Genomic DNA, 25,266 nt, shown 5'->3' on the forward strand with positions numbered 1-25,266 from the left:
TTTGGAAGAAATGTGCAGTACCTGGCGCCCTCAGGCCAGAACCAGCACACCATCGGCAGCGCACACGCCCTGGCCCTGCGGCAGCACGAACACCGGGTTGATCTCCGCTTCGATCACGCGGTCGCCAAGCCGGGCGGCCATTGCAGAGAACGCGACGATGGCATGGGCCAGCGCATCGACATCGGCCCTGGGCCGGCCGCGAAAGCCGTCCAGCAGCGGCCAGGTCTTGAGCTCCCTGGCCATCTCCAGCGCGTCAGACAGGCTCAGTACCCCCAGCTGTGAGCCGTCGTCCGGCAGCAACCGCAGCGTGGTGTCCTGGAACAGCTCGGCCGTCACGCCTCCCATGCCCAGCATCACGGCGGTGCCCAGCGCATCCTTGTGCAGGCCAAGAATCAGCTCGATGCCGCCGGCCACCATCTGCTGCACCAGGAACCGGTCCGGGCGCACGCCCGCCCTGGCCTGCACGTCGTCCACCATCGCGCCCCACCGGGCACCTATGGTTTGCGCAGTCAGGCCGACGGCGACACCGCCCACATCGCTCTTGTGCGTGATCCGGGACGAAAGGATCTTGAGCACCACCCGGCCGCCCAGTTCGCGCGCGGCGGCTTCGGCCTCTTCGGCGGTGCACACCACACGCTCGGCCGCGCACGGCACGCCGAAACGGCGGAAAACGGCCTTGGCCTGCGCTTCATCGAGGCAGCCAACGGGCAGATCCGGTTCCTGCAGGGTGTCCTTGCCGACGACCGGCTCGGAAGGCGCACCCTGGAAGCCGTTGACGTGCAGCATGCCCGCCAGCGCGGCCGTGCAGCTTTCCGCCGCAGCGAAGGCCGGCACGCCGCGTTGCGTGAGCAGCGCGCCGATCTCCGGCGCATGCGGGCTGACGTAGGCCAGCACCGGCTTGTCGGAGTGGGGCAGGCAGTCCTGGATGGCACCGGCCAGCAGCTCGGGCATGGCCAGGCTGGAGGAGCCGACGATGATCACCAGCGCGTCGTAGCTGGGGCTTGCCAGCAAGGCATGGATGGCGCCGCGCAGCAGGTCGGGACGCAGGCCCGCCAGGGTCACGTCGATGGGGTTGCGGTCCAGCACGGCCTCGCTGCCGGTCTGCAGCGCGCGCAGTGCGTCGGCCGTCGCCTGGTCAGGGGCCGGCGTGTCGAATCCGGCCACGCCCAGATCGTCCGACACCAGGGTGCCCGCACCGCCGGTGGAAGTCAGGATGGCGATGCGCCTGCCACGCAGCCTGCGGCCCGTGGCCAGCGCAGCGGGCACGTCCAGCAGGTCGGCAAAGCTTTGCGCACGGATCACGCCGACCTGCCGGAACAGCGCGTCGTACATGCGATCCGCACCGGCCATGGCGCCCGTGTGCGATACGGCGGCCTTGGCGCCGGCCTCGGAGCGGCCGATCTTGAAGGCCACCACGGGCTTGCCGGCACGCGCGGCCTTCAGGCAGGCGGCACGGAACCTGGCGGGATGGCGCACCGTCTCCACATACAGCGCGATCACCTTGGTGGCCGGGTCATCGGCCAGGTGGTCTATGAAGTCGGCCAGTTCCAGATCCACTTCGTTGCTGGTGGAGATGAGCTTGGACAGGCCGATGCCACGCGCGGCGGCACGCGACAGCAGCGAGCCCAGGATGCCGCCGCTTTGCGAGACGACGCCGATGCCTCCGACGGGGAACTCGTCCATCTCCAGCGCGCCCGAGGGCGACAGCACGATCCGGTCGGTCAGGTTGACCAGCCCGATGGTGTTGGGCCCCAGCAGGCGCATGCTGCCGGCCGCCTCGATCAGCTGCCGCTGGCGGTGCGCCCCGTCCTCGCCCGTTTCCGTGTAGCCGCTGGCCAGCACGATGGCTGCCGCGCAGCCCAGCGCCGACAGCTCCCTGACGGCCTGGTGCGCACGCTCGGCGCCAAGCAGCACCACGGCCACATCAGGCACTTCAGGCAACGAGGCCACATCGGGATAGCAGGGCAGATCGCCGATGCGCTCCACGCGCGGATTGACGGGAAGAATGCGGCCGGCAAACCCGTGCTTTTGCAGGTAGGCCACCGGGCGGCCCGTGGTCTTTTTCAGGTCGGCGGAGGCGCCTATGACGGCGACGCTGCGCGGCGACAGCAGCTTGGCAATGGCTTCGCTCATGGCATCACTCCTTGCCGGCCGTCTTGGCCAGGAAGGCCTCCACCGATGCGCGGTGTTCACTGCTGGTGTAGCAGATGCCCTGGGCCTGGCTACCCTGGGCGAAGACATCGTGCGAAGACAGCTCGAAGCTCTGGTTCAGGATGGTCTTGGTCAAGGCCAGCGCGGTGGAAGAAGCCGAGGACAGCTCGCGCGCCCAGGCCTGGGCGTCTGCCACCAAGGTCTCGGCACTGGCCTGGCGGTCCACGATGCCCAGGGCCAGGGCTTCCGGCAGCTTGACCTGGCGGCCCGTGAAGATCAGCTCCTTGGCCTTGGCCAGGCCCACACGGCGCGGCAGGAAGTACATGCCGCCGCCGTCCGGGATGATGCCGCGCAGCACATAGCTCCACGCGAAGCTGGCCCATTCGCTGGCGATCACGAAGTCGCAGGCCAGCGCCGTGTCTGCCCCCAGGCCCGACGCTGCGCCGTTGACGGCGGCGATCACGGGCTTGGGCATGGTGTGCAGCAGGGCCTGGACATGGTGCACGCGCTGCTGGCGCTGCCAGCCGTTGAAGCCCACCTCGCCCGCGGGAGCATTCATGCGCCTTTGCATTCCGGCAATGTCCCCGCCTGCGCAAAATCCCTTGCCCGCGCCTGTCAGCACCAGGGCCTTGATGGCCTTGTCTGCCGCCACGCGCTCCAGGGCATCGATGAACTCGGTGCGCATGTCGTCACTCATGGCGTTGCGCTTGTCGGGGCGGTTCAGGGTCACGGTTGCCACCGCATCGGCGACATTCAGTTGGATCAGTTCGTAGTTCATGGAGTGCTTTGAAAGCGATCGCAGCCAGTGCGATCAATCGGGATGGATGTTGTTTTGCTTGACGATCTGCGCCCAGCGCTTTTCCTCGGCCTGCACATAGGTGTCCAGTTCCGCCGCAGGTCCGGCATTGACCATCAGGCCCTCGTGCTCCAGCTTGCGAACGAAGTCCGGCGAGCGGGCCGCCTTGCGGGCTGCGGCGTTCAGGCGGTCGATCACGGCGGCAGGTGTGGCTGCCGGCGCGTACAGGCCGTACCAGCTCTCGACGCGGTAGCCCGGGACGGTGACGGCGATGGGTGGCACGTTCTTGAAGGCCGCAGACGGCTCGACCGTGGTGACCCCCAGCACGCGCAGCTTGCCGTTGTCGATGAAGGTGGACACCGCAGCCGCCGTGGCGAACATCATGTCCACCTGCCCGCCCATGAGATCGGTGAGCGCCGGGCCTGCGCCGCGGTAGGGCACATGGGTGAGCCTGACCTTGGCAAGGTTGGCAAACAGCTCACCCGCCAGATGCGCCGAAGTCCCGGCGCCCTGCGAGGCATAGGTCAGCTTGTCGGGACTGGCCTTGGCGGCGGCCATCACGTCCGCCACCGTCTTGTACGGGCTGGCGGAGGGCACCACCAGCACGTTGGGGCCGCGGCCGATCAGGATCACCGGAGCAAAGGCCTTGTTGCTCCCGTACGGCAGCTTGGCCTGCAACGCCGGATTGACGGCGTGCGCGAACGAAGCCACGACCAAGGAATATCCGTCCGGCGCACTCTTGGCAACGTTGTCGGTGCCGATGATCGTGCCGGCACCGGGCTTGTTGTCCACGATGACGGGCTGGCCCAGGTCCTTGGCCATCTCGGCCCCCAGCGTGCGGGCGATCAGGTCCGTTCCACCGCCTGGCGCAAAGGGCACGACGAGGCGCACGGGCTTTTCCGGGAAGGCTGCAGATGCTGCGCTGCAGACAGTCGCGAGCACGGCAATGAACGCAATGGCCCTTGCACAACGGCGGGCGGCGAAACTGGGCATGGTGTGTCTCCTGGTTCTATGGACAGAGGTCCGGTCACTGCGCCAGCGTTGCGATGACGCTGGCGACTGGCTTGTGAAAGCTTAGGGAAACGCACCGCACTTGTGACCCCCCATATTCCAACCAGTGAAATTCCAAAGCGGGCGCGCCAGAGCCTGCGGCTGCATTTCCCTTGCATTCGGTGGAATACTTGGCTTCCATCAGGCGCCCGTACCCGGGCAGGAAGAACACAGCTTTCGACACCGGGGCAAGCGCGTTCCCCCACCAGCGGCAGCAGCATGACGAACAGGCGATCCCCCATCCTCCATGACAAGCCGGGACAGTCCCCGAGCAACCGCTCCCTGGAAAGAGGCGTCGAAATACTGCGTGCGTTCAGGCCCGGCTCGGAACTGCTGGGCAACAGCGACCTGGCGGAACGCACCGGCCTGTCCAAGGCCACGGTCACCCGGCTGACGCAGACCCTGGTGGGCTGCGGCATGCTGCAGGCCGACCACCCAAGCCGGGCCTTTCGCCTGGCCCCGGCGGTCCTGAGCCTGGCGCACGCCATGCGCACGGGCTCGACGGTGCTGTCGATTGCGGCGCCCCTGATGCGCACCCTCGCCGAGACACGCCGGATCAACGTGGGCCTGGCATGTCCCGACAGGGACGAGATGGTCTACCTGGAATCCATCCGCTACAACCGCCGGATCGTGCTCAGGCATGTGGTCTCGGGGCAGCGTGTTCCCATGGAACTGACGTCGCTGGGGCGCGCCTACCTGGCAGCGGCGCCATCGGCCAGGCGCAAGGCCTTGCTCGACAGCTTCAGGCTCAAGAGAGGCGCCCAATGGCCTGCGCTGGAGCAGCAGATCCAGGCGGCGATCAAGTCCGTTAAAAGCCAAGGCTTCTGCGCCGCATCGTGGCAGCCGGAAGTGGTTGCGCTGGCCACGCCGCTGGTGACACCCGATGCCATCTATGTCCTGAACTGCAGCGTCTCCACCACGGAGCCTTTGCCGGCCATCGTGCAGGAGCTGCACCCGGCCTTGCTGCAACTGGGCCGGCAGATTGGAAGCCTGCTGGAAAAACTGTAATGCTCTCCCAGCAATATGCGCCCACCGCTGGCAAGCAGGGTTTCCAAAAATCGCTCAGACTAGGCACAAACGACTTTTGGCACTCCAAAAATGAGTGCAACCGTCTGAAAAACCCACGGAACTTTGGCTTTAGCACTCGGTCATAACGAGTGCTAATATGAAGGAATGGAAGAAAGGAACTCTGCAATGACAAACGCCTCCGGCTCCATTGCGACCACCTTGGCACCCGCTAACCCCTGGGCCCTGGTGCCGCCTCTGGGCAATCTGGATGCCTACATTTCCGCGGTCAACCGCCTGCCCATGCTCACCCTTGAGGAAGAGCAGGACTACGCCCGCAAGCTCAAAGAACACAGCGATCTGGACGCCGCAGGGCGTCTGGTGATGTCCCACCTGCGCCTGGTGGTGTCCATCTCGCGCCAGTACCTGGGTTACGGCCTGCCGCACGGCGACCTGATCCAGGAAGGCAACGTGGGCCTGATGAAGGCCGTCAAGCGCTTCGACCCCGATCAGAACGTGCGCCTGGTGAGCTACGCCATGCACTGGATCAAGGCCGAGATCCACGAGTACATCCTCAAGAACTGGCGCATGGTCAAGGTCGCCACGACCAAGGCCCAGCGCAAGCTGTTCTTCAACCTGCGTTCCATGAAGCAGGGCCTGAAGTCCGACGCCGCCATGGCCGAGGACGGCGCCATGCTGCGTGACACGCTGACCTCGGGCGAGATCGACGCCGTGGCCGAGAAGCTCAACGTCAAGCGCGAAGAAGTCATGGAGATGGAAACGCGCCTGGCCGGTGGCGACGTGCTGCTGGACCCCTCGCCCAGCGACGATGGCGAGCAGGCCTTCGGCCCCATCGCCTACCTGGCCGATGGCGCCCACGAACCCACGGCCATGATCGAGTCGCGCCAGCGCGACCACCTGGCCACCGACGGCATTGCCATGGCGCTGGATTCGCTGGACGACCGCAGCCGCCGCATCGTCGAGGAGCGCTGGCTCAAGGTCAACGACGACGGCTCGGGCGGCATGACGCTGCATGAGCTGGCCGCCGTCTACGGTGTCAGCGCCGAGCGCATCCGCCAGATCGAGGTGGCTGCCATGAAGAAGATGAAGAAGGCCCTGGCCGAGTTCGCCTGATGGCCTGACGGCCTGGGCTGACAGGCCGCTTCACGACAAACCCGGATAATCTCCGGGTTTTTTATTGCCCGCAGCCTTTGCGGCCCCCACGTACCCCATGCCCGCCAGCGCCATCTCGCCACTACGCCGCCTCTTCGCCAATGCCTTGGCCACCGCCCTGGCTTCGGCCCTGCTGCCTTGCGCTGCCGTGGCGGGCGACAACTGGCCCAGCAAGCCGCTGCACCTGATCGTCGGCTTTCCCGCAGGATCTTCCCCGGACCTCACGGCGCGCGCACTGGCCGAGCCGCTGGAAAAGCGCCTGGGCCAGCCCGTCATCGTCGAGAACAAGGTGGGCGCAGGCGGCAACATCGCAGGCGAGCAGGTGGCCCGTGCGCGCGACGGCCATACCTTCAGCGTGATGATCAACGGCAACCTGACGATTGCCCGCCTGCTCAACCCCGCCGTGCGCTACGACCCTGTGAAGGACCTGCAGCCCGTCAGCCTGATCGGCGTGGCGCCCCTGGTGCTGGTGGCTCCGGCCGGCGCGCCCGAGGGCCGGGCCTTCCTGGAAGCCGCGGCCCAGGCCGGCAGCCGCTGGAGCTACGGCTCCCCTGGCGTGGGCACGGTGGGCCACCTGGGCATGGAGCTGCTCAAGAGCCGCTCCGCGCTCAGGCCCGAACACATTCCCTACCCCGGCTATCCGCAGGTGTTCAACGCCATCCAGGGCGGCGACCTGCAGCTGTCCATGCTGCCGCCCGCGCTGGCCATGGCCCAGGTGCAGGCCGGCAAGCTGCGCGGCGTGGCCGTGACCTCGGCCGCGCGCAGCCCGCTGGCGCCGGGACTGCCCAGCCTCAAGGAGCTGGGCGTGGGGGATTTCGATCTGGAGATCTGGAACGCCGTGGCCGCGCCCAAGGCCATGCCCGCCGCCCATGTGCAGAAGCTGGCCGAAGCGGTCAGCGAGATCGTGCGCTCGCCCGAGATGCGTGCACGCCTGGCCGCCCAGGGCTGGCAGGCTGTCGGCAGCTCGCCCGAGGGCCTGGCCCTGCGCATACGCCAGGACGTGACGGCACTGGGCCGCATCATCCGCGAACAGGGAATCCACGCGCAATGACGTGCTCGATCACACTGCCATGACCGCTGCCCAAGCCTTCACCGAACTCAACGCCTGGCAGGTCATGGCCTGGGGCCTGCTCTTCTTCGGCGTGCTGTACACGGCCGGCGGCTGGGGCATGACGGCGCTCACGCGCTGGCTGCAGCGGCGCGGCGTGGGCCGCGTGCTGGACACGCGCCCGCTCAAGCCCGACCAGTTGCGCCGCGAATGGCGCCAGTCGCTGCATTCGGTGCTGATCTTCGGCATCGGCATGATCGTGCCCTGGGGCCTTCTGCAACTGGGCTGGGCGCGGCTGGAGCCCGATGCAGGCCCCTGGCGCATTGCCGTCGAAATCGTGGTGCTGCTGATCTGGAACGATGTGCATTTCTGGATCAACCACCGCCTGCTGCATACGCGGCTGCTGGGGCGCTTTCATGGTGACCACCACCGCTCCATCGTCACCACGCCGTGGTCCACCTACAGCTTCCATCCCATCGAGGCGCTGATGCTGGGCAACGTCATCCTGCTGCCCATGGTGGTGCATGACTTCAGTTTCTGGTCGCTGGCCTCGGTGCCGGTACTCAGCCTGCTGCTGAACGTCATAGGCCACTCCAACTACGACTTCTTTCCCGGGGTGTCCGACACGCATGCGCTGGCCGCCAGCCGGCGCCACCATCTGCACCATGCCCGGCCCAATGGCAACTACGGCTTTGCGCTGGCCTTCATGGACCGGCTGATGCGCACGCGCGTGGCACTGCCCGCCACGGCACGGCCCAGGACGGAATGAGCCGACCGCCTGCTCGCCACGTCCAGCCACGGCTGCCCCGGCTGCGCCACTGGCGCGACCTGCAGTCGCTGGCCTATCTGGTGGCGCTGCCGCTGATCGTGTGGTGGCAGTGGCAGCATGGCTGGAACCTGTGGCTCTACGGGATCGAGCTGTTCCTCACGCTGGGCGTGGGCGTCATCCATCACAACCACACGCATTTGCGCATGTGGCGCGGGCGCTGGGCCAACCGCTTCACCGACTACTGGCTGACCCTGCTGCAGGGCCACCCGACCTTTGTGTTCTGGCCCGCCCATGTGGCCAACCACCACCGCTTCCGCCACGGCCCGCGCGACATGGCACGCACCTACCGCTTCGGCGGCGACCACAACCATCTGCTGGGCTACCTGCTCCACCCGCTGCAGGCCGGCTGGGTGCTGTACCCGCTGTTCCTGCGCTGGCTGGGCCAGCTGCGGCGGCATTGGCCCGGCGCCTTTCGCTACTGCATGGGCCAGTACCTGCTGTGGCTGGGCAGTTGGGCACTGCTGCTGTCGCTGGATTGGCAAAAGGCCTTGCTGCTGGTGATCGTTGCCCAGCTGCATGGCCTGCACTGGCTGCTGGCCACCAACTACCTGCAGCACGCCCATGCCGATGGCCGGCCGCTGACGCGCGGCCAGCGGCTGGACAGCGCCACGCCACTGAACTACGCGCGCAATTTCGAGGGCTGGGTCAATCCGCTGCTGTTCAACATCGGCCTGCACACGGCCCACCACGAGCGGCCCCAGGCCCACTGGTCCGAGCTCACGCGCCTGCACAGCGAACACTACCGCCAGCGCGTGGCCCCTGCGCTCAACGAAGGCGGACTGCTACCCTACATGGCCCGCGTCTTCGTGCTCGGCACGGTCTGGCCGCCGGCGCGCACGCGTGCGCAAATGCCTCCCGGAACATACGACTGATACGACCCTGAACCCATGCCCGTCGCCTATTCCAACGTCTATCTGCATGCCGCAGGCATGTTCCTGCCCGGTGAACCCGTGGACAACGCAGGCATGGATGCCTACGTGGCGCCGCTCAACCGCCTGTCCGAGCGCCTCAAGCGCCGCATCCTGGCCGAGAACGGCATTGTCCAGCGCCACTACGCCATAGACGCCGAAGGCCGCACCGTCCACAGCAACACGGCCATGGCCGCCCAGGCCATCCATGACTGCCTGGCGCAGGCCGGGCGTGCGCTGGGCGATGTCGGCTTCCTGGCCAGCGGCTCGTCGGGCGGCGATGCGCTCATGCCCGGCTTTGCCAACATGATCCAGGGCGAGATGGCCGCGCCGCCCATGGAGACCCTGTCCGTGCACGGCGTCTGCGCCGCCAGCGTGGGCGCGCTGCAGGCGGCGGCCCAGGCCGTGGACCGCGCGCCCGACTCGCTGGCCCTGGCCGTGGCCAGCGAAATGCCCTCGCGCCTGTTCAAGCGCTCGCGCTTCGCGGCCCAGGGATACAACACGGATTTCGACGCCCACTTCCTGCGCTGGATGCTGTCCGATGGCGCAGGCGCCGTGCTGCTGGGCGGCCCTCAGGCCCTGCCCCAGGCGCCGGGCCTGCGCCTGAAGCTGCGCTGGACGCACCTGCGCAGCTTTGCCGGCGACTACCCGGTCTGCATGCAGCTGGGCCTGACGCCCGACCGCGCCACCAGCCACCTGGACTTTGCCGCCTGGGGCGATGCCGAGGCCGCAGGCGCGCTGTCGCTGCGCCAGGACATCCGCCTGCTGCCGCACCTGTTCGATGTCTGCATCCACGAATACGCCCACCTGGCCCACACGGGCTGGGTGCCCGAGCGCGGCATCGACCATTTCCTGTGCCACTACTCGTCCGAGCGCTTCATCCCCGTGGTCGATGAGCTGCTGGGCAAGGCCCAGCTCGGCATCCCGCGCGAGCGCTGGTGGAGCAACCTGGCCTGGCGTGGCAACACGGGCGCGGCCTCCATCTTCGTGATGCTGTCCGAGTTCCTGCGCACGCAATCGGCACGCCTGAAGCACGGCGACACCGTGCTGTGCTTCATTCCCGAATCGGGCCGCTTCACGGCCGGCTACATGCTGCTGGAAGTGGAGGATGCGGCCCAGGCTCCCACCGCCACCCCGGCCAAGGCCACAGCACGCAGTGCCACCGCCGAAGCTCCCGCTGCCCCGGACCTGCTGCCCGATGTCTCCACCATCGCCCCGCCCCACGACCCGAACCAGGCCCCGGCCACGCTGGCGCCGCTGCTGACCGAACTGGCCAGCCTCTGGCAGGACTACCGCTCGCGCGTGTGGCGCACGCCGCTGCTGCAGCGCATACGCACAGGCAGGCTGCAGACGGCGGACTACGTGCGCTGGATGAGCCACTGGGTTCCCCAGGTGCGCGAGGGCAGCCTGTGGATGCGCGAGGGCGCTGCCTCGCTGACCGGCGAGCACGCGGCGCTGGCCGCGCTGATCGACGTGCACGCGGGCGAGGAGCAGAACGACTTCCGCATCCTGCACGAGGACTACCTCAAGGCCGGCGGCACCGAGACCGACCTCACCCGCCTGCGCCGCAACCCCGGCGGCGAGGCGCTCAACGCCTACCTGCACGGCCTGGCCGCCACGCCCAATCCGATCGGCCTGCTGGGCGCCATCTACATCATCGAAGGCACGGGCCAGCGCATCGTGCCCAGCCTGCTGCCGCTGCTGCGCGCCAGCCTGCCGCTGCCGCCCGATGCCTTCCGCTTCCTGGAATACCACGGAGCCAACGACGAACACCACCTGGAGCGCTGGCTCATAGCCGTGCAGATGGTGATGGCGCTGGACGGCACAGACGACACAGACGGCAGCGGGGGCACGGCGGCGCAGGCCATCGTGCGCACCGCGCGCCACACGGCGGCGCTGTACCTGATGCAGTTCGAGCATGTCCTGCCCGAGGAGCACTGATGCAACCACCAGACTTCATCGAACCGCCCCACGACGAGCGCGACCCCAGCCCCTGGCGCGCGCTGTACCTGGATCAGAGCACGCCGCTGCCCGACGACGTCAAGGCCGCCTGGCTGCGTGACTGCAGCAGCGGCTCGCGCCAGTACCTGCTGCCCTTCCTGCGGCCGCTGGCACGCACCAGCATCGTGCTCATCCAGATCCTCAAGGTGCTGCTGCCGCGCAACTGGGCGCACTCCAGGCTGCTGCACCGGCTGCTGGCATTCAGCATGAACCGCTTCGTCTCGCCCGAGGCCAACTGGCTGATCCTGCGCCATTTCCACCTGGGCTCGCAGATCCTGGCCTTTGTCGCGGCCAACGCGCCCACGCCCGTGTCCACCACACCGCTGGAGCCGGACAGCATCGACGACATCAAGGACGACCTGTTCCTCAGGCACGACCTGAACCTGTTCAACTTCGTCATCCGCCTTAACAACGCGCTGCGCGCCGCAGGCCAGGAACTGCAGCCCGTGGCCGAGCCCGACTTCGCCATGCTGCGCAACCCGCCCCTGCGCCTTGAGGACATGCCGCGCGGGCGCCTGAACCTGCTGGACCTGCAAAGCGCCATCGAGGTCTACACGCCCGTCTACCAGCTGCTGCTGACCGACAACGACTTCTGGCGCGCCAGCAACTCGCTGCAGCTGGACGAGACCGTGGCCATCTATGCGGCCAAGATTCTCGCCTCGCCCGAGCACCTGGTCATGCTCAACAACAAGCACCCGCTGGTGCCCCTGTCCACCCTGCGCGCCGGCCACCGCCTGGTGCTGCACGGCCTGTCCACCGAAATGCTGCACTGCCTGCTGATGAAGGTCGCCAGCGGCGACATCCCGCTGCCCGCACGCGAGTTGGCACGCATGCGCGAGGCGGCACGCGCCCACGGCAGTGGCAGCAGTGACAGCAGCGGCAGCGCCAACAACGCCGACAGCACCGCAGCCGTCTGACCCAGGTCAAGAAACAGCGGCAGATGGCCGCCATCCCGCGCGAAACGCGTTACATCGCGTTGCATTCAACGGCATAGCCCGCTAGCCTGCACGGCTTCTCCCGGGGCGCGCCGCCCGGGTCCACTGCCGGTGCCCTGGGTGGCTGTCTGCCTGCCCAGGCTGCGGCGCATCCTAGCCTGCGTGCCCCATGCCATCGTCGTCCTCCACGCCTTCAGCGGTTCGCTGCAGCGAATGCATGCGTTCGTCCCATTGCCTGCTGGGCCAATTGCCCGCGCCCGCATTCCAGCAATGGCTGCCGCACATCCGCGAACGCGGCTTGGCAAAGGGCCAGAAGCTCCAGGCGCAGGGCAGCGTCGCCCGTGAATTCCAGGTGATCAAGATCGGCTTCGTCCTGGCCATCCGCCGTGGCGGCGACGGCGTGCAGCGGCCCGTGGCGCTGTTCGGCAACGGCCACGCGCTGGGCAGCCCGGGCTGGCTGCAGCAGCCCTCGGCCATGCACTTCGAGGCACTGGGCCCGGGGCGCATCTGCTGCGTGGACATCGCCACCATCACGCGCCGCGGCCTGGTCGATGCCGCCTTCGTGCGCGCGCTGGCTACCAGCTACACCTGCAACAACGCCCTGCTGGCGGAATGGGCCCACATCGTCCGCATCCCCGGCGTGCTGCGCCAGCTGGCCGCCACCCTGATGCAACTGGCCGCACTGCAGTCAAGCCTGCTCGTGCGCCTGCCCAGCCAGGGCGCCCTGGCTGGGCAGGCGCACGAGCAGGCTTGACTGCAGTGCGGCCAGTTGCATCAGGGTGGCGGCCAGCTGGCGCAGCACGCCGGGGATGCGGACGATGTGGGCCCATTCCGCCAGCAGGGCGTTGTTGCAGGTGTAGCTGGTAGCCAGCGCGCGCACGAAGGCGGCATCGACCAGGCCGCGGCGCGTGATGGTGGCGATGTCCACGCAGCAGATGCGCCCCGGGCCCAGTGCCTCGAAGTGCATGGCCGAGGGCTGCTGCAGCCAGCCCGGGCTGCCCAGCGCGTGGCCGTTGCCGAACAGCGCCACGGGCCGCTGCACGCCGTCGCCGCCACGGCGGATGGCCAGGACGAAGCCGATCTTGATCACCTGGAATTCACGGGCGACGCTGCCCTGCGCCTGGAGCTTCTGGCCCTTTGCCAAGCCGCGTTCGCGGATGTGCGGCAGCCATTGCTGGAATGCGGGCGCGGGCAATTGGCCCAGCAGGCAATGGGACGAACGCATGCATTCGCTGCAGCGAACCGCTGAAGGCGTGGAGGACGACGATGGCATGGGGCACGCAGGCTAGGATGCGCCGCAGCCTGGGCAGGCAGACAGCCACCCAGGGCACCGGCAGTGGACCCGGGCGGCGCGCCCCGGGAGAAGCCGTGCAGGCTAGCGGGCTATGCCGTTGAATGCAACGCGATGTAACGCGTTTCGCGCGGGATGGCGGCCATCTGCCGCTGTTTCTTGACCTGGGTCAGACGGCTGCGGTGCTGTCGGCGTTGTTGGCGCTGCCGCTGCTGTCACTGCTGCCACTGCCGTGGGCGCGTGCCGCCTCGCGCATGCGTGCCAACTCGCGTGCGGGCAGCGGGATGTCGCCGCTGGCGACCTTCATCAGCAGGCAGTGCAGCATTTCGGTGGACAGGCCGTGCAGCACCAGGCGGTGGCCGGCGCGCAGGGTGGACAGGGGCACCAGCGGGTGCTTGTTGTTGAGCATGACCAGGTGCTCGGGCGAGGCGAGAATCTTGGCCGCATAGATGGCCACGGTCTCGTCCAGCTGCAGCGAGTTGCTGGCGCGCCAGAAGTCGTTGTCGGTCAGCAGCAGCTGGTAGACGGGCGTGTAGACCTCGATGGCGCTTTGCAGGTCCAGCAGGTTCAGGCGCCCGCGCGGCATGTCCTCAAGGCGCAGGGGCGGGTTGCGCAGCATGGCGAAGTCGGGCTCGGCCACGGGCTGCAGTTCCTGGCCTGCGGCGCGCAGCGCGTTGTTAAGGCGGATGACGAAGTTGAACAGGTTCAGGTCGTGCCTGAGGAACAGGTCGTCCTTGATGTCGTCGATGCTGTCCGGCTCCAGCGGTGTGGTGGACACGGGCGTGGGCGCGTTGGCCGCGACAAAGGCCAGGATCTGCGAGCCCAGGTGGAAATGGCGCAGGATCAGCCAGTTGGCCTCGGGCGAGACGAAGCGGTTCATGCTGAATGCCAGCAGCCGGTGCAGCAGCCTGGAGTGCGCCCAGTTGCGCGGCAGCAGCACCTTGAGGATCTGGATGAGCACGATGCTGGTGCGTGCCAGCGGCCGCAGGAAGGGCAGCAGGTACTGGCGCGAGCCGCTGCTGCAGTCACGCAGCCAGGCGGCCTTGACGTCGTCGGGCAGCGGCGTGCTCTGATCCAGGTACAGCGCGCGCCAGGGGCTGGGGTCGCGCTCGTCGTGGGGCGGTTCGATGAAGTCTGGTGGTTGCATCAGTGCTCCTCGGGCAGGACATGCTCGAACTGCATCAGGTACAGCGCCGCCGTGTGGCGCGCGGTGCGCACGATGGCCTGCGCCGCCGTGCCCCCGCTGCCGTCTGTGTCGTCTGTGCCGTCCAGCGCCATCACCATCTGCACGGCTATGAGCCAGCGCTCCAGGTGGTGTTCGTCGTTGGCTCCGTGGTATTCCAGGAAGCGGAAGGCATCGGGCGGCAGCGGCAGGCTGGCGCGCAGCAGCGGCAGCAGGCTGGGCACGATGCGCTGGCCCGTGCCTTCGATGATGTAGATGGCGCCCAGCAGGCCGATCGGATTGGGCGTGGCGGCCAGGCCGTGCAGGTAGGCGTTGAGCGCCTCGCCGCCGGGGTTGCGGCGCAGGCGGGTGAGGTCGGTCTCGGTGCCGCCGGCCTTGAGGTAGTCCTCGTGCAGGATGCGGAAGTCGTTCTGCTCCTCGCCCGCGTGCACGTCGATCAGCGCGGCCAGCGCCGCGTGCTCGCCGGTCAGCGAGGCAGCGCCCTCGCGCATCCACAGGCTGCCCTCGCGCACCTGGGGAACCCAGTGGCTCATCCAGCGCACGTAGTCCGCCGTCTGCAGCCTGCCTGTGCGTATGCGCTGCAGCAGCGGCGTGCGCCACACGCGCGAGCGGTAGTCCTGCCAGAGGCTGGCCAGTTCGGTCAGCAGCGGCGCCAGCGTGGCCGGGGCCTGGTTCGGGTCGTGGGGCGGGGCGATGGTGGAGACATCGGGCAGCAGGTCCGGGGCAGCGGGAGCTTCGGCGGTGGCACTGCGTGCTGTGGCCTTGGCCGGGGTGGCGGTGGGAGCCTGGGCCGCATCCTCCACTTCCAGCAGCATGTAGCCGGCCGTGAAGCGGCCCGATTCGGGAATGAAGCACAGCACGGTGTCGCCGTGCTTCAGGCGTGCCGATTGCGTGCGCAGGAACTCGGACAGCATCACGAAGATGGAGGCCGCGCCCGTGTTGCCACGCCAGGCCAGGTTGCTCCACCAGCGCTCGCGCGGGATGCCGAGCTGGGCCTTGCCCAGCAGCTCATCGACCACGGGGATGAAGCGCTCGGACGAGTAGTGGCACAGGAAATGGTCGATGCCGCGCTCGGGCACCCAGCCCGTGTGGGCCAGGTGGGCGTATTCGTGGATGCAGACATCGAACAGGTGCGGCAGCAGGCGGATGTCCTGGCGCAGCGACAGCGCGCCTGCGGCCTCGGCATCGCCCCAGGCGGCAAAGTCCAGGTGGCTGGTGGCGCGGTCGGGCGTCAGGCCCAGCTGCATGCAGACCGGGTAGTCGCCGGCAAAGCTGCGCAGGTGCGTCCAGCGCAGCTTCAGGCGCAGGCCCGGCGCCTGGGGCAGGGCCTGAGGGCCGCCCAGCAGCACGGCGCCTGCGCCATCGGACAGCATCCAGCGCAGGAAGTGGGCGTCGAAATCCGTGTTGTATCCCTGGGCCGCGAAGCGCGAGCGCTTGAACAGGCGCGAGGGCATTTCGCTGGCCACGGCCAGGGCCAGCGAGTCGGGCGCGCGGTCCACGGCCTGGGCCGCCGCCTGCAGCGCGCCCACGCTGGCGGCGCAGACGCCGTGCACGGACAGGGTCTCCATGGGCGGCGCGGCCATCTCGCCCTGGATCATGTTGGCAAAGCCGGGCATGAGCGCATCGCCGCCCGACGAGCCGCTGGCCAGGAAGCCGACATCGCCCAGCGCACGCCCGGCCTGCGCCAGGCAGTCATGGATGGCCTGGGCGGCCATGGCCGTGTTGCTGTGGACGGTGCGGCCTTCGGCGTCTATGGCGTAGTGGCGCTGGACAATGCCGTTCTCGGCCAGGATGCGGCGCTTGAGGCGCTCGGACAGGCGGTTGAGCGGCGCCACGTAGGCATCCATGCCTGCGTTGTCCACGGGTTCACCGGGCAGGAACATGCCTGCGGCATGCAGATAGACGTTGGAATAGGCGACGGGCATGGGTTCAGGGTCGTATCAGTCGTATGTTCCGGGAGGCATTTGCGCACGCGTGCGCGCCGGCGGCCAGACCGTGCCGAGCACGAAGACGCGGGCCATGTAGGGTAGCAGTCCGCCTTCGTTGAGCGCAGGGGCCACGCGCTGGCGGTAGTGTTCGCTGTGCAGGCGCGTGAGCTCGGACCAGTGGGCCTGGGGCCGCTCGTGGTGGGCCGTGTGCAGGCCGATGTTGAACAGCAGCGGATTGACCCAGCCCTCGAAATTGCGCGCGTAGTTCAGTGGCGTGGCGCTGTCCAGCCGCTGGCCGCGCGTCAGCGGCCGGCCATCGGCATGGGCGTGCTGCAGGTAGTTGGTGGCCAGCAGCCAGTGCAGGCCATGCAGCTGGGCAACGATCACCAGCAGCAAGGCCTTTTGCCAATCCAGCGACAGCAGCAGTGCCCAACTGCCCAGCCACAGCAGGTACTGGCCCATGCAGTAGCGAAAGGCGCCGGGCCAATGCCGCCGCAGCTGGCCCAGCCAGCGCAGGAACAGCGGGTACAGCACCCAGCCGGCCTGCAGCGGGTGGAGCAGGTAGCCCAGCAGATGGTTGTGGTCGCCGCCGAAGCGGTAGGTGCGTGCCATGTCGCGCGGGCCGTGGCGGAAGCGGTGGTGGTTGGCCACATGGGCGGGCCAGAACACAAAGGTCGGGTGGCCCTGCAGCAGGGTCAGCCAGTAGTCGGTGAAGCGGTTGGCCCAGCGCCCGCGCCACATGCGCAAATGCGTGTGGTTGTGATGGATGACGCCCACGCCCAGCGTGAGGAACAGCTCGATCCCGTAGAGCCACAGGTTCCAGCCATGCTGCCACTGCCACCACACGATCAGCGGCAGCGCCACCAGATAGGCCAGCGACTGCAGGTCGCGCCAGTGGCGCAGCCGGGGCAGCCGTGGCTGGACGTGGCGAGCAGGCGGTCGGCTCATTCCGTCCTGGGCCGTGCCGTGGCGGGCAGTGCCACGCGCGTGCGCATCAGCCGGTCCATGAAGGCCAGCGCAAAGCCGTAGTTGCCATTGGGCCGGGCATGGTGCAGATGGTGGCGCCGGCTGGCGGCCAGCGCATGCGTGTCGGACACCCCGGGAAAGAAGTCGTAGTTGGAGTGGCCTATGACGTTCAGCAGCAGGCTGAGTACCGGCACCGAGGCCAGCGACCAGAAACTGAAGTCATGCACCACCATGGGCAGCAGGATGACGTTGCCCAGCATCAGCGCCTCGATGGGATGGAAGCTGTAGGTGGACCACGGCGTGGTGACGATGGAGCGGTGGTGGTCACCATGAAAGCGCCCCAGCAGCCGCGTATGCAGCAGGCGGTGGTTGATCCAGAAATGCACATCGTTCCAGATCAGCAGCACCACGATTTCGACGGCAATGCGCCAGGGGCCTGCATCGGGCTCCAGCCGCGCCCAGCCCAGTTGCAGAAGGCCCCAGGGCACGATCATGCCGATGCCGAAGATCAGCACCGAATGCAGCGACTGGCGCCATTCGCGGCGCAACTGGTCGGGCTTGAGCGGGCGCGTGTCCAGCACGCGGCCCACGCCGCGCCGCTGCAGCCAGCGCGTGAGCGCCGTCATGCCCCAGCCGCCGGCCGTGTACAGCACGCCGAAGAAGAGCAGGCCCCAGGCCATGACCTGCCAGGCGTTGAGTTCGGTGAAGGCTTGGGCAGCGGTCATGGCAGTGTGATCGAGCACGTCATTGCGCGTGGATTCCCTGTTCGCGGATGATGCGGCCCAGTGCCGTCACGTCCTGGCGTATGCGCAGGGCCAGGCCCTCGGGCGAGCTGCCGACAGCCTGCCAGCCCTGGGCGGCCAGGCGTGCACGCATCTCGGGCGAGCGCACGATCTCGCTGACCGCTTCGGCCAGCTTCTGCACATGGGCGGCGGGCATGGCCTTGGGCGCGGCCACGGCGTTCCAGATCTCCAGATCGAAATCCCCCACGCCCAGCTCCTTGAGGCTGGGCAGTCCCGGCGCCAGCGGGCTGCGCGCGGCCGAGGTCACGGCCACGCCGCGCAGCTTGCCGGCCTGCACCTGGGCCATGGCCAGCGCGGGCGGCAGCATGGACAGCTGCAGGTCGCCGCCCTGGATGGCGTTGAACACCTGCGGATAGCCGGGGTAGGGAATGTGTTCGGGCCTGAGCGCGGAGCGGCTCTTGAGCAGCTCCATGCCCAGGTGGCCCACCGTGCCCACGCCAGGGGAGCCGTAGCTCCAGCGGCTGCCGGCCTGGGCCGCGGCTTCCAGGAAGGCCCGGCCCTCGGGCGCGCCGGCCGGAGCCACCAGCACCAGGGGCGCCACGCCGATCAGGCTGACGGGCTGCAGGTCCTTCACAGGGTCGTAGCGCACGGCGGGGTTGAGCAGGCGGGCAATCGTCAGGTTGCCGTTGATCATCACGCTGAAGGTATGGCCGTCGCGCGCACGGGCCACCTGCTCGCCTGCGATGTTGCCGCCTGCGCCCACCTTGTTCTCGACGATGACGGGCTGGCCCAGGCGCTTTTCCAGCGGCTCGGCCAGTGCGCGCGCCGTGAGGTCCGGGGAAGATCCTGCGGGAAAGCCGACGATCAGGTGCAGCGGCTTGCTGGGCCAGTTGTCGCCCGCCACGGCAGCGCAAGGCAGCAGGGCCGAAGCCAGGGCGGTGGCCAAGGCATTGGCGAAGAGGCGGCGTAGTGGCGAGATGGCGCTGGCGGGCATGGGGTACGTGGGGGCCGCAAAGGCTGCGGGCAATAAAAAACCCGGAGATTATCCGGGTTTGTCGTGAAGCGGCCTGTCAGCCCAGGCCGTCAGGCCATCAGGCGAACTCGGCCAGGGCCTTCTTCATCTTCTTCATGGCAGCCACCTCGATCTGGCGGATGCGCTCGGCGCTGACACCGTAGACGGCGGCCAGCTCATGCAGCGTCATGCCGCCCGAGCCGTCGTCGTTGACCTTGAGCCAGCGCTCCTCGACGATGCGGCGGCTGCGGTCGTCCAGCGAATCCAGCGCCATGGCAATGCCGTCGGTGGCCAGGTGGTCGCGCTGGCGCGACTCGATCATGGCCGTGGGTTCGTGGGCGCCATCGGCCAGGTAGGCGATGGGGCCGAAGGCCTGCTCGCCATCGTCGCTGGGCGAGGGGTCCAGCAGCACGTCGCCACCGGCCAGGCGCGTTTCCATCTCCATGACTTCTTCGCGCTTGACGTTGAGCTTCTCGGCCACGGCGTCGATCTCGCCCGAGGTCAGCGTGTCACGCAGCATGGCGCCGTCCTCGGCCATGGCGGCGTCGGACTTCAGGCCCTGCTTCATGGAACGCAGGTTGAAGAACAGCTTGCGCTGGGCCTTGGTCGTGGCGACCTTGACCATGCGCCAGTTCTTGAGGATGTACTCGTGGATCTCGGCCTTGATCCAGTGCATGGCGTAGCTCACCAGGCGCACGTTCTGATCGGGGTCGAAGCGCTTGACGGCCTTCATCAGGCCCACGTTGCCTTCCTGGATCAGGTCGCCGTGCGGCAGGCCGTAACCCAGGTACTGGCGCGAGATGGACACCACCAGGCGCAGGTGGGACATCACCAGACGCCCTGCGGCGTCCAGATCGCTGTGTTCTTTGAGCTTGCGGGCGTAGTCCTGCTCTTCCTCAAGGGTGAGCATGGGCAGGCGGTTGACCGCGGAAATGTAGGCATCCAGATTGCCCAGAGGCGGCACCAGGGCCCAGGGGTTAGCGGGTGCCAAGGTGGTCGCAATGGAGCCGGAGGCGTTTGTCATTGCAGAGTTCCTTTCTTCCATTCCTTCATATTAGCACTCGTTATGACCGAGTGCTAAAGCCAAAGTTCCGTGGGTTTTTCAGACGGTTGCACTCATTTTTGGAGTGCCAAAAGTCGTTTGTGCCTAGTCTGAGCGATTTTTGGAAACCCTGCTTGCCAGCGGTGGGCGCATATTGCTGGGAGAGCATTACAGTTTTTCCAGCAGGCTTCCAATCTGCCGGCCCAGTTGCAGCAAGGCCGGGTGCAGCTCCTGCACGATGGCCGGCAAAGGCTCCGTGGTGGAGACGCTGCAGTTCAGGACATAGATGGCATCGGGTGTCACCAGCGGCGTGGCCAGCGCAACCACTTCCGGCTGCCACGATGCGGCGCAGAAGCCTTGGCTTTTAACGGACTTGATCGCCGCCTGGATCTGCTGCTCCAGCGCAGGCCATTGGGCGCCTCTCTTGAGCCTGAAGCTGTCGAGCAAGGCCTTGCGCCTGGCCGATGGCGCCGCTGCCAGGTAGGCGCGCCCCAGCGACGTCAGTTCCATGGGAACACGCTGCCCCGAGACCACATGCCTGAGCACGATCCGGCGGTTGTAGCGGATGGATTCCAGGTAGACCATCTCGTCCCTGTCGGGACATGCCAGGCCCACGTTGATCCGGCGTGTCTCGGCGAGGGTGCGCATCAGGGGCGCCGCAATCGACAGCACCGTCGAGCCCGTGCGCATGGCGTGCGCCAGGCTCAGGACCGCCGGGGCCAGGCGAAAGGCCCGGCTTGGGTGGTCGGCCTGCAGCATGCCGCAGCCCACCAGGGTCTGCGTCAGCCGGGTGACCGTGGCCTTGGACAGGCCGGTGCGTTCCGCCAGGTCGCTGTTGCCCAGCAGTTCCGAGCCGGGCCTGAACGCACGCAGTATTTCGACGCCTCTTTCCAGGGAGCGGTTGCTCGGGGACTGTCCCGGCTTGTCATGGAGGATGGGGGATCGCCTGTTCGTCATGCTGCTGCCGCTGGTGGGGGAACGCGCTTGCCCCGGTGTCGAAAGCTGTGTTCTTCCTGCCCGGGTACGGGCGCCTGATGGAAGCCAAGTATTCCACCGAATGCAAGGGAAATGCAGCCGCAGGCTCTGGCGCGCCCGCTTTGGAATTTCACTGGTTGGAATATGGGGGGTCACAAGTGCGGTGCGTTTCCCTAAGCTTTCACAAGCCAGTCGCCAGCGTCATCGCAACGCTGGCGCAGTGACCGGACCTCTGTCCATAGAACCAGGAGACACACCATGCCCAGTTTCGCCGCCCGCCGTTGTGCAAGGGCCATTGCGTTCATTGCCGTGCTCGCGACTGTCTGCAGCGCAGCATCTGCAGCCTTCCCGGAAAAGCCCGTGCGCCTCGTCGTGCCCTTTGCGCCAGGCGGTGGAACGGACCTGATCGCCCGCACGCTGGGGGCCGAGATGGCCAAGGACCTGGGCCAGCCCGTCATCGTGGACAACAAGCCCGGTGCCGGCACGATCATCGGCACCGACAACGTTGCCAAGAGTGCGCCGGACGGATATTCCTTGGTCGTGGCTTCGTTCGCGCACGCCGTCAATCCGGCGTTGCAGGCCAAGCTGCCGTACGGGAGCAACAAGGCCTTTGCTCCGGTGATCCTGATCGGCCGCGGCCCCAACGTGCTGGTGGTGCCCTCCGCCAGCCCGTACAAGACGGTGGCGGACGTGATGGCCGCCGCCAAGGCCAGTCCCGACAAGCTGACCTATGCCTCGCAGGGCGCCGGGACTTCGGCGCATCTGGCGGGTGAGCTGTTTGCCAACCTTGCCAAGGTCAGGCTCACCCATGTGCCCTACCGCGGCGCAGGCCCGGCGCTCACCGATCTCATGGGCGGGCAGGTGGACATGATGTTCGCCACGGCGGCTGCGGTGTCCACCTTCATCGACAACGGCAAGCTGCGCGTGCTGGGGGTCACCACGGTCGAGCCGTCTGCGGCCTTCAAGAACGTGCCACCCATCGCCGTCACCGTCCCGGGCTACCGCGTCGAGAGCTGGTACGGCCTGTACGCGCCGGCAGCCACACCTGCCGCCGTGATCGACCGCCTGAACGCCGCAGCCCGCAAGGCGGCCCGCTCGCCGGACTTCGTTCGCAAGCTGGAGCACGAGGGCCTGATGGTCAATGCCGGACCTGCGGCGGAACTGGACACCTATGTGCAGGCCGAGGAAAAGCGCTGGGCGCAGATCGTCAAGCAAAACAACATCCATCCCGATTGATCGCACTGGCTGCGATCGCTTTCAAAGCACTCCATGAACTACGAACTGATCCAACTGAATGTCGCCGATGCGGTGGCAACCGTGACCCTGAACCGCCCCGACAAGCGCAACGCCATGAGTGACGACATGCGCACCGAGTTCATCGATGCCCTGGAGCGCGTGGCGGCAGACAAGGCCATCAAGGCCCTGGTGCTGACAGGCGCGGGCAAGGGATTTTGCGCAGGCGGGGACATTGCCGGAATGCAAAGGCGCATGAATGCTCCCGCGGGCGAGGTGGGCTTCAACGGCTGGCAGCGCCAGCAGCGCGTGCACCATGTCCAGGCCCTGCTGCACACCATGCCCAAGCCCGTGATCGCCGCCGTCAACGGCGCAGCGTCGGGCCTGGGGGCAGACACGGCGCTGGCCTGCGACTTCGTGATCGCCAGCGAATGGGCCAGCTTCGCGTGGAGCTATGTGCTGCGCGGCATCATCCCGGACGGCGGCGGCATGTACTTCCTGCCGCGCCGTGTGGGCCTGGCCAAGGCCAAGGAGCTGATCTTCACGGGCCGCCAGGTCAAGCTGCCGGAAGCCCTGGCCCTGGGCATCGTGGACCGCCAGGCCAGTGCCGAGACCTTGGTGGCAGACGCCCAGGCCTGGGCGCGCGAGCTGTCCTCGGCTTCTTCCACCGCGCTGGCCTTGACCAAGACCATCCTGAACCAGAGCTTCGAGCTGTCTTCGCACGATGTCTTCGCCCAGGGTAGCCAGGCCCAGGGCATCTGCTACACCAGCAGTGAACACCGCGCATCGGTGGAGGCCTTCCTGGCCAAGACGGCCGGCAAGGAGTGATGCCATGAGCGAAGCCATTGCCAAGCTGCTGTCGCCGCGCAGCGTCGCCGTCATAGGCGCCTCCGCCGACCTGAAAAAGACCACGGGCCGCCCGGTGGCCTACCTGCAAAAGCACGGGTTTGCCGGCCGCATTCTTCCCGTCAATCCGCGCGTGGAGCGCATCGGCGATCTGCCCTGCTATCCCGATGTGGCCTCGTTGCCTGAAGTGCCTGATGTGGCCGTGGTGCTGCTTGGCGCCGAGCGTGCGCACCAGGCCGTCAGGGAGCTGTCGGCGCTGGGCTGCGCGGCAGCCATCGTGCTGGCCAGCGGCTACACGGAAACGGGCGAGGACGGGGCGCACCGCCAGCGGCAGCTGATCGAGGCGGCCGGCAGCATGCGCCTGCTGGGGCCCAACACCATCGGGCTGGTCAACCTGACCGACCGGATCGTGCTGTCGCCCTCGGGCGCGCTGGAGATGGACGAGTTCCCCGTCGGAGGCATCGGCGTCGTCTCGCAAAGCGGCGGCATCCTGGGCTCGCTGCTGTCGCGTGCCGCCGCGCGTGGCATCGGCCTGTCCAAGCTCATCTCCACCAGCAACGAAGTGGATCTGGAACTGGCCGACTTCATAGACCACCTGGCCGATGACCCGGCCACCAAGGTGATCGCGCTGTATGTGGAGACGGTGCGCCATCCCGCCAGGTTCCGTGCCGCCTGCCTGAAGGCCGCGCGTGCCGGCAAGCCCGTGGTGGCCTTCAAGATCGGCCGCTCCGAGGCCGGCGCCAAGGCCGCCGTATCGCACACGGGCGCCATGGCCGGTGCGGATCGCATGTACGACGCGCTGTTCCGGCAGGTCGGCGTGATCCGTGCGCAAAGCTTTGCCGACCTGCTGGACGTGCCCGCTGCGCTGGCCACGGGCCGCAGGCTGCGTGGCAGGCGCATCGCCATCCTGACTTCCACCGGCGGTGCGGGCACCCTGGTGTCGGACGATCTGGGCGTGGCCGGATTCGACACGCCGGCCCCTGACCAGGCGACGGCCGACGCACTGCGCGCGCTGCAGACCGGCAGCGAGGCCGTGCTGGACCGCAACCCCATCGACGTGACCCTGGCGGGCCTGCGTCCCGACCTGCTGCGCGGCGCCATCCATGCCTTGCTGGCAAGCCCCAGCTACGACGCGCTGGTGATCATCGTCGGCTCCTCCAGCCTGGCCATGCCCGAGCTGCTGGCCGGTGCCATCCAGGACTGCCTGCCCCACTCCGACAAGCCGGTGCTGGCCTACGTCAGCCCGCATGCGCCGGAGATCGGCGCGCTGCTCACGCAACGCGGCGTGCCGGCCTTCGCTGCGGCGGAAAGCTGCACGGCCGCGCTGGCGGGCATGCTGCACGTCAACGGCTTCCAGGGTGCGCCTTCCGAGCCGGTCGTCGGCAAGGACACCCTGCAGGAACCGGATCTGCCCGTTGGCTGCCTCGATGAAGCGCAGGCCAAGGCCGTTTTCCGCCGTTTCGGCGTGCCGTGCGCGGCCGAGCGTGTGGTGTGCACCGCCGAAGAGGCCGAAGCCGCCGCGCGCGAACTGGGCGGCCGGGTGGTGCTCAAGATCCTTTCGTCCCGGATCACGCACAAGAGCGATGTGGGCGGTGTCGCCGTCGGCCTGACTGCGCAAACCATAGGTGCCCGGTGGGGCGCGATGGTGGACGACGTGCAGGCCAGGGCGGGCGTGCGCCCGGACCGGTTCCTGGTGCAGCAGATGGTGGCCGGCGGCATCGAGCTGATTCTTGGCCTGCACAAGGATGCGCTGGGCACCGCCGTGATGCTGGGCATGGGAGGCGTGACGGCCGAGCTGTTCCAGGACACCACGCTGCGGTTGCTGCCGGACGACGGCTCACAGCTGGGGGTACTGAGCCTGTCTGACGCGCTGGAGATGGCCAGGGAGCTCAAGACCTGGCCGCTGCTGGACGGCTTTCGCGGCCGGCCCAGGGCCGATGTCGATGCGCTGGCCCATGCCATCGTCGCGTTCTCTGCAATGGCCGCCCGGCTTGGCGACCGCGTGATCGAAGCGGAGATCAACCCGGTGTTCGTGCTGCCGCAGGGCCAGGGCGTGTGCGCTGCCGATGGTGTGCTGGTTCTGGCCTGAGGGCGCCAGGTACTGCACATTTCTTCCAAAAAAAAAGACTGCCTCATTGAGGGCCAATCCAA

22 protein-coding genes are annotated in these 25,266 nt (G+C 67.8%); 11 read left to right on the forward strand and 11 right to left on the reverse strand.

The window, feature by feature from the left end:
* Window positions 1-30: 30 nt before the first annotated feature.
* The 3 genes from BW39_RS23835 to BW39_RS23825 are packed head-to-tail and all read right to left on the reverse strand — an operon-like array spanning window position 31 to window position 3,940.
* A complete protein-coding gene (locus BW39_RS23835; RefSeq protein ID WP_043824654.1) occupies window positions 31-2,133 on the reverse strand; it encodes an acetate--CoA ligase family protein in 2,103 nt (700 codons plus the stop codon).
* A gap of 4 nt (window positions 2,134-2,137) precedes the next feature.
* Window positions 2,138-2,929: an enoyl-CoA hydratase/isomerase family protein gene (locus BW39_RS23830; RefSeq protein ID WP_043824655.1), complete on the reverse strand. Its 792-nt coding sequence runs from the start codon at window positions 2,927-2,929 to the stop codon at window positions 2,138-2,140.
* A 33-nt stretch (window positions 2,930-2,962) separates the two neighbouring features.
* The gene (locus tag BW39_RS23825) at window positions 2,963-3,940 is read right to left on the reverse strand and encodes a tripartite tricarboxylate transporter substrate binding protein (protein WP_043824656.1); all 978 of its coding nucleotides are present in this window, start codon (window positions 3,938-3,940) and stop codon (window positions 2,963-2,965) included.
* A 276-nt stretch (window positions 3,941-4,216) separates the two neighbouring features.
* On the opposite strand from BW39_RS23825, the gene BW39_RS23820 reads away from it, so the two are divergent.
* From BW39_RS23820 to BW39_RS23785, 8 genes are all read left to right on the forward strand, one after another.
* On the forward strand, window positions 4,217-5,005 hold the full coding sequence (locus tag BW39_RS23820; protein WP_043824657.1) for an IclR family transcriptional regulator: 789 nt from the start codon (window positions 4,217-4,219) through the stop codon (window positions 5,003-5,005).
* Between the two features lie 186 nt (window positions 5,006-5,191).
* Window positions 5,192-6,136 carry an RNA polymerase sigma factor RpoH gene (rpoH, locus tag BW39_RS23815; RefSeq protein ID WP_012203622.1) on the forward strand — a complete coding sequence of 315 codons (945 nt, stop codon included), beginning with the start codon at window positions 5,192-5,194 and terminating at the stop codon, window positions 6,134-6,136.
* 97 nt (window positions 6,137-6,233) lie between these two features.
* A complete protein-coding gene (locus BW39_RS23810; protein WP_034390683.1) occupies window positions 6,234-7,226 on the forward strand; it encodes a Bug family tripartite tricarboxylate transporter substrate binding protein in 993 nt (330 codons plus the stop codon).
* A gap of 19 nt (window positions 7,227-7,245) precedes the next feature.
* Entirely contained in the window at window positions 7,246-7,992 is a 747-nt protein-coding gene (locus tag BW39_RS23805; RefSeq protein ID WP_043824659.1) for a sterol desaturase family protein, read from the forward strand.
* A complete protein-coding gene (locus BW39_RS23800) occupies window positions 7,989-8,924 on the forward strand; it encodes a fatty acid desaturase (protein ID WP_043824661.1) in 936 nt (311 codons plus the stop codon). The genes BW39_RS23805 and BW39_RS23800 overlap by 4 nt, the downstream gene beginning before the upstream one ends.
* Before the next feature lie 15 nt (window positions 8,925-8,939).
* On the forward strand, window positions 8,940-10,901 hold the full coding sequence (locus BW39_RS23795; RefSeq protein WP_043824663.1) for a StlD/DarB family beta-ketosynthase: 1,962 nt from the start codon (window positions 8,940-8,942) through the stop codon (window positions 10,899-10,901).
* On the forward strand, window positions 10,901-11,878 hold the full coding sequence (locus BW39_RS23790; protein ID WP_043824665.1) for a DUF6999 family protein: 978 nt from the start codon (window positions 10,901-10,903) through the stop codon (window positions 11,876-11,878). Before BW39_RS23795 ends, BW39_RS23790 begins: the two co-directional genes overlap by 1 nt.
* Window positions 11,879-12,113: 235 nt before the next feature.
* A complete protein-coding gene (locus tag BW39_RS23785) occupies window positions 12,114-12,650 on the forward strand; it encodes a Crp/Fnr family transcriptional regulator (protein WP_043824666.1) in 537 nt (178 codons plus the stop codon).
* Here the strand turns inward: BW39_RS23785 and BW39_RS23780 are convergent.
* From BW39_RS23780 to BW39_RS23745, 8 genes are all read right to left on the reverse strand, one after another.
* Window positions 12,585-13,121, reverse strand: coding sequence for a Crp/Fnr family transcriptional regulator (locus tag BW39_RS23780; RefSeq protein ID WP_043824666.1), 537 nt, complete (start codon window positions 13,119-13,121; stop codon window positions 12,585-12,587). The genes BW39_RS23785 and BW39_RS23780 overlap by 66 nt on opposite strands.
* A 235-nt stretch (window positions 13,122-13,356) precedes the next feature.
* Window positions 13,357-14,334, reverse strand: coding sequence for a DUF6999 family protein (locus BW39_RS23775; protein ID WP_043824665.1), 978 nt, complete (start codon window positions 14,332-14,334; stop codon window positions 13,357-13,359).
* Window positions 14,334-16,295 carry a StlD/DarB family beta-ketosynthase gene (locus BW39_RS23770; protein ID WP_043824663.1) on the reverse strand — a complete coding sequence of 654 codons (1,962 nt, stop codon included), beginning with the start codon at window positions 16,293-16,295 and terminating at the stop codon, window positions 14,334-14,336. Before BW39_RS23770 ends, BW39_RS23775 begins: the two co-directional genes overlap by 1 nt.
* Before the next feature lie 15 nt (window positions 16,296-16,310).
* Window positions 16,311-17,246: a fatty acid desaturase gene (locus BW39_RS23765; protein ID WP_043824661.1), complete on the reverse strand. Its 936-nt coding sequence runs from the start codon at window positions 17,244-17,246 to the stop codon at window positions 16,311-16,313.
* A complete protein-coding gene (locus tag BW39_RS23760) occupies window positions 17,243-17,989 on the reverse strand; it encodes a sterol desaturase family protein (RefSeq protein WP_043824659.1) in 747 nt (248 codons plus the stop codon). The genes BW39_RS23765 and BW39_RS23760 overlap by 4 nt, the downstream gene beginning before the upstream one ends.
* Window positions 17,990-18,008: 19 nt before the next feature.
* Window positions 18,009-19,001 (reverse strand): Bug family tripartite tricarboxylate transporter substrate binding protein, encoded by a 993-nt coding sequence (locus BW39_RS23755; RefSeq protein ID WP_034390683.1) that lies wholly within the window; start codon window positions 18,999-19,001, stop codon window positions 18,009-18,011.
* 97 nt (window positions 19,002-19,098) lie between these two features.
* On the reverse strand, window positions 19,099-20,043 hold the full coding sequence (gene rpoH / locus BW39_RS23750) for an RNA polymerase sigma factor RpoH (protein ID WP_012203622.1): 945 nt from the start codon (window positions 20,041-20,043) through the stop codon (window positions 19,099-19,101).
* Between the two features lie 186 nt (window positions 20,044-20,229).
* Window positions 20,230-21,018, reverse strand: coding sequence for an IclR family transcriptional regulator (locus tag BW39_RS23745; protein ID WP_043824657.1), 789 nt, complete (start codon window positions 21,016-21,018; stop codon window positions 20,230-20,232).
* 276 nt (window positions 21,019-21,294) lie between these two features.
* Here BW39_RS23745 and BW39_RS23740 point away from each other — a divergent pair, with 276 nt between their 5' ends.
* The 3 genes from BW39_RS23740 to BW39_RS23730 are packed head-to-tail and all read left to right on the forward strand — an operon-like array spanning window position 21,295 to window position 25,204.
* Complete coding sequence (locus tag BW39_RS23740) at window positions 21,295-22,272, forward strand: tripartite tricarboxylate transporter substrate binding protein (protein WP_043824656.1); 978 nt, start codon at window positions 21,295-21,297, stop codon at window positions 22,270-22,272.
* Between the two features lie 33 nt (window positions 22,273-22,305).
* Window positions 22,306-23,097 carry an enoyl-CoA hydratase/isomerase family protein gene (locus tag BW39_RS23735; RefSeq protein WP_043824655.1) on the forward strand — a complete coding sequence of 264 codons (792 nt, stop codon included), beginning with the start codon at window positions 22,306-22,308 and terminating at the stop codon, window positions 23,095-23,097.
* Window positions 23,098-23,101: 4 nt separating this feature from the next.
* Window positions 23,102-25,204, forward strand: coding sequence for an acetate--CoA ligase family protein (locus BW39_RS23730; RefSeq protein WP_043824654.1), 2,103 nt, complete (start codon window positions 23,102-23,104; stop codon window positions 25,202-25,204).
* Window positions 25,205-25,266: the final 62 nt, after the last annotated feature.

The sequence above is a fragment of the Delftia sp. RIT313 genome (genome assembly GCF_000632165.1).
Classification (GTDB): domain Bacteria; phylum Pseudomonadota; class Gammaproteobacteria; order Burkholderiales; family Burkholderiaceae_C; genus Comamonas; species Comamonas acidovorans.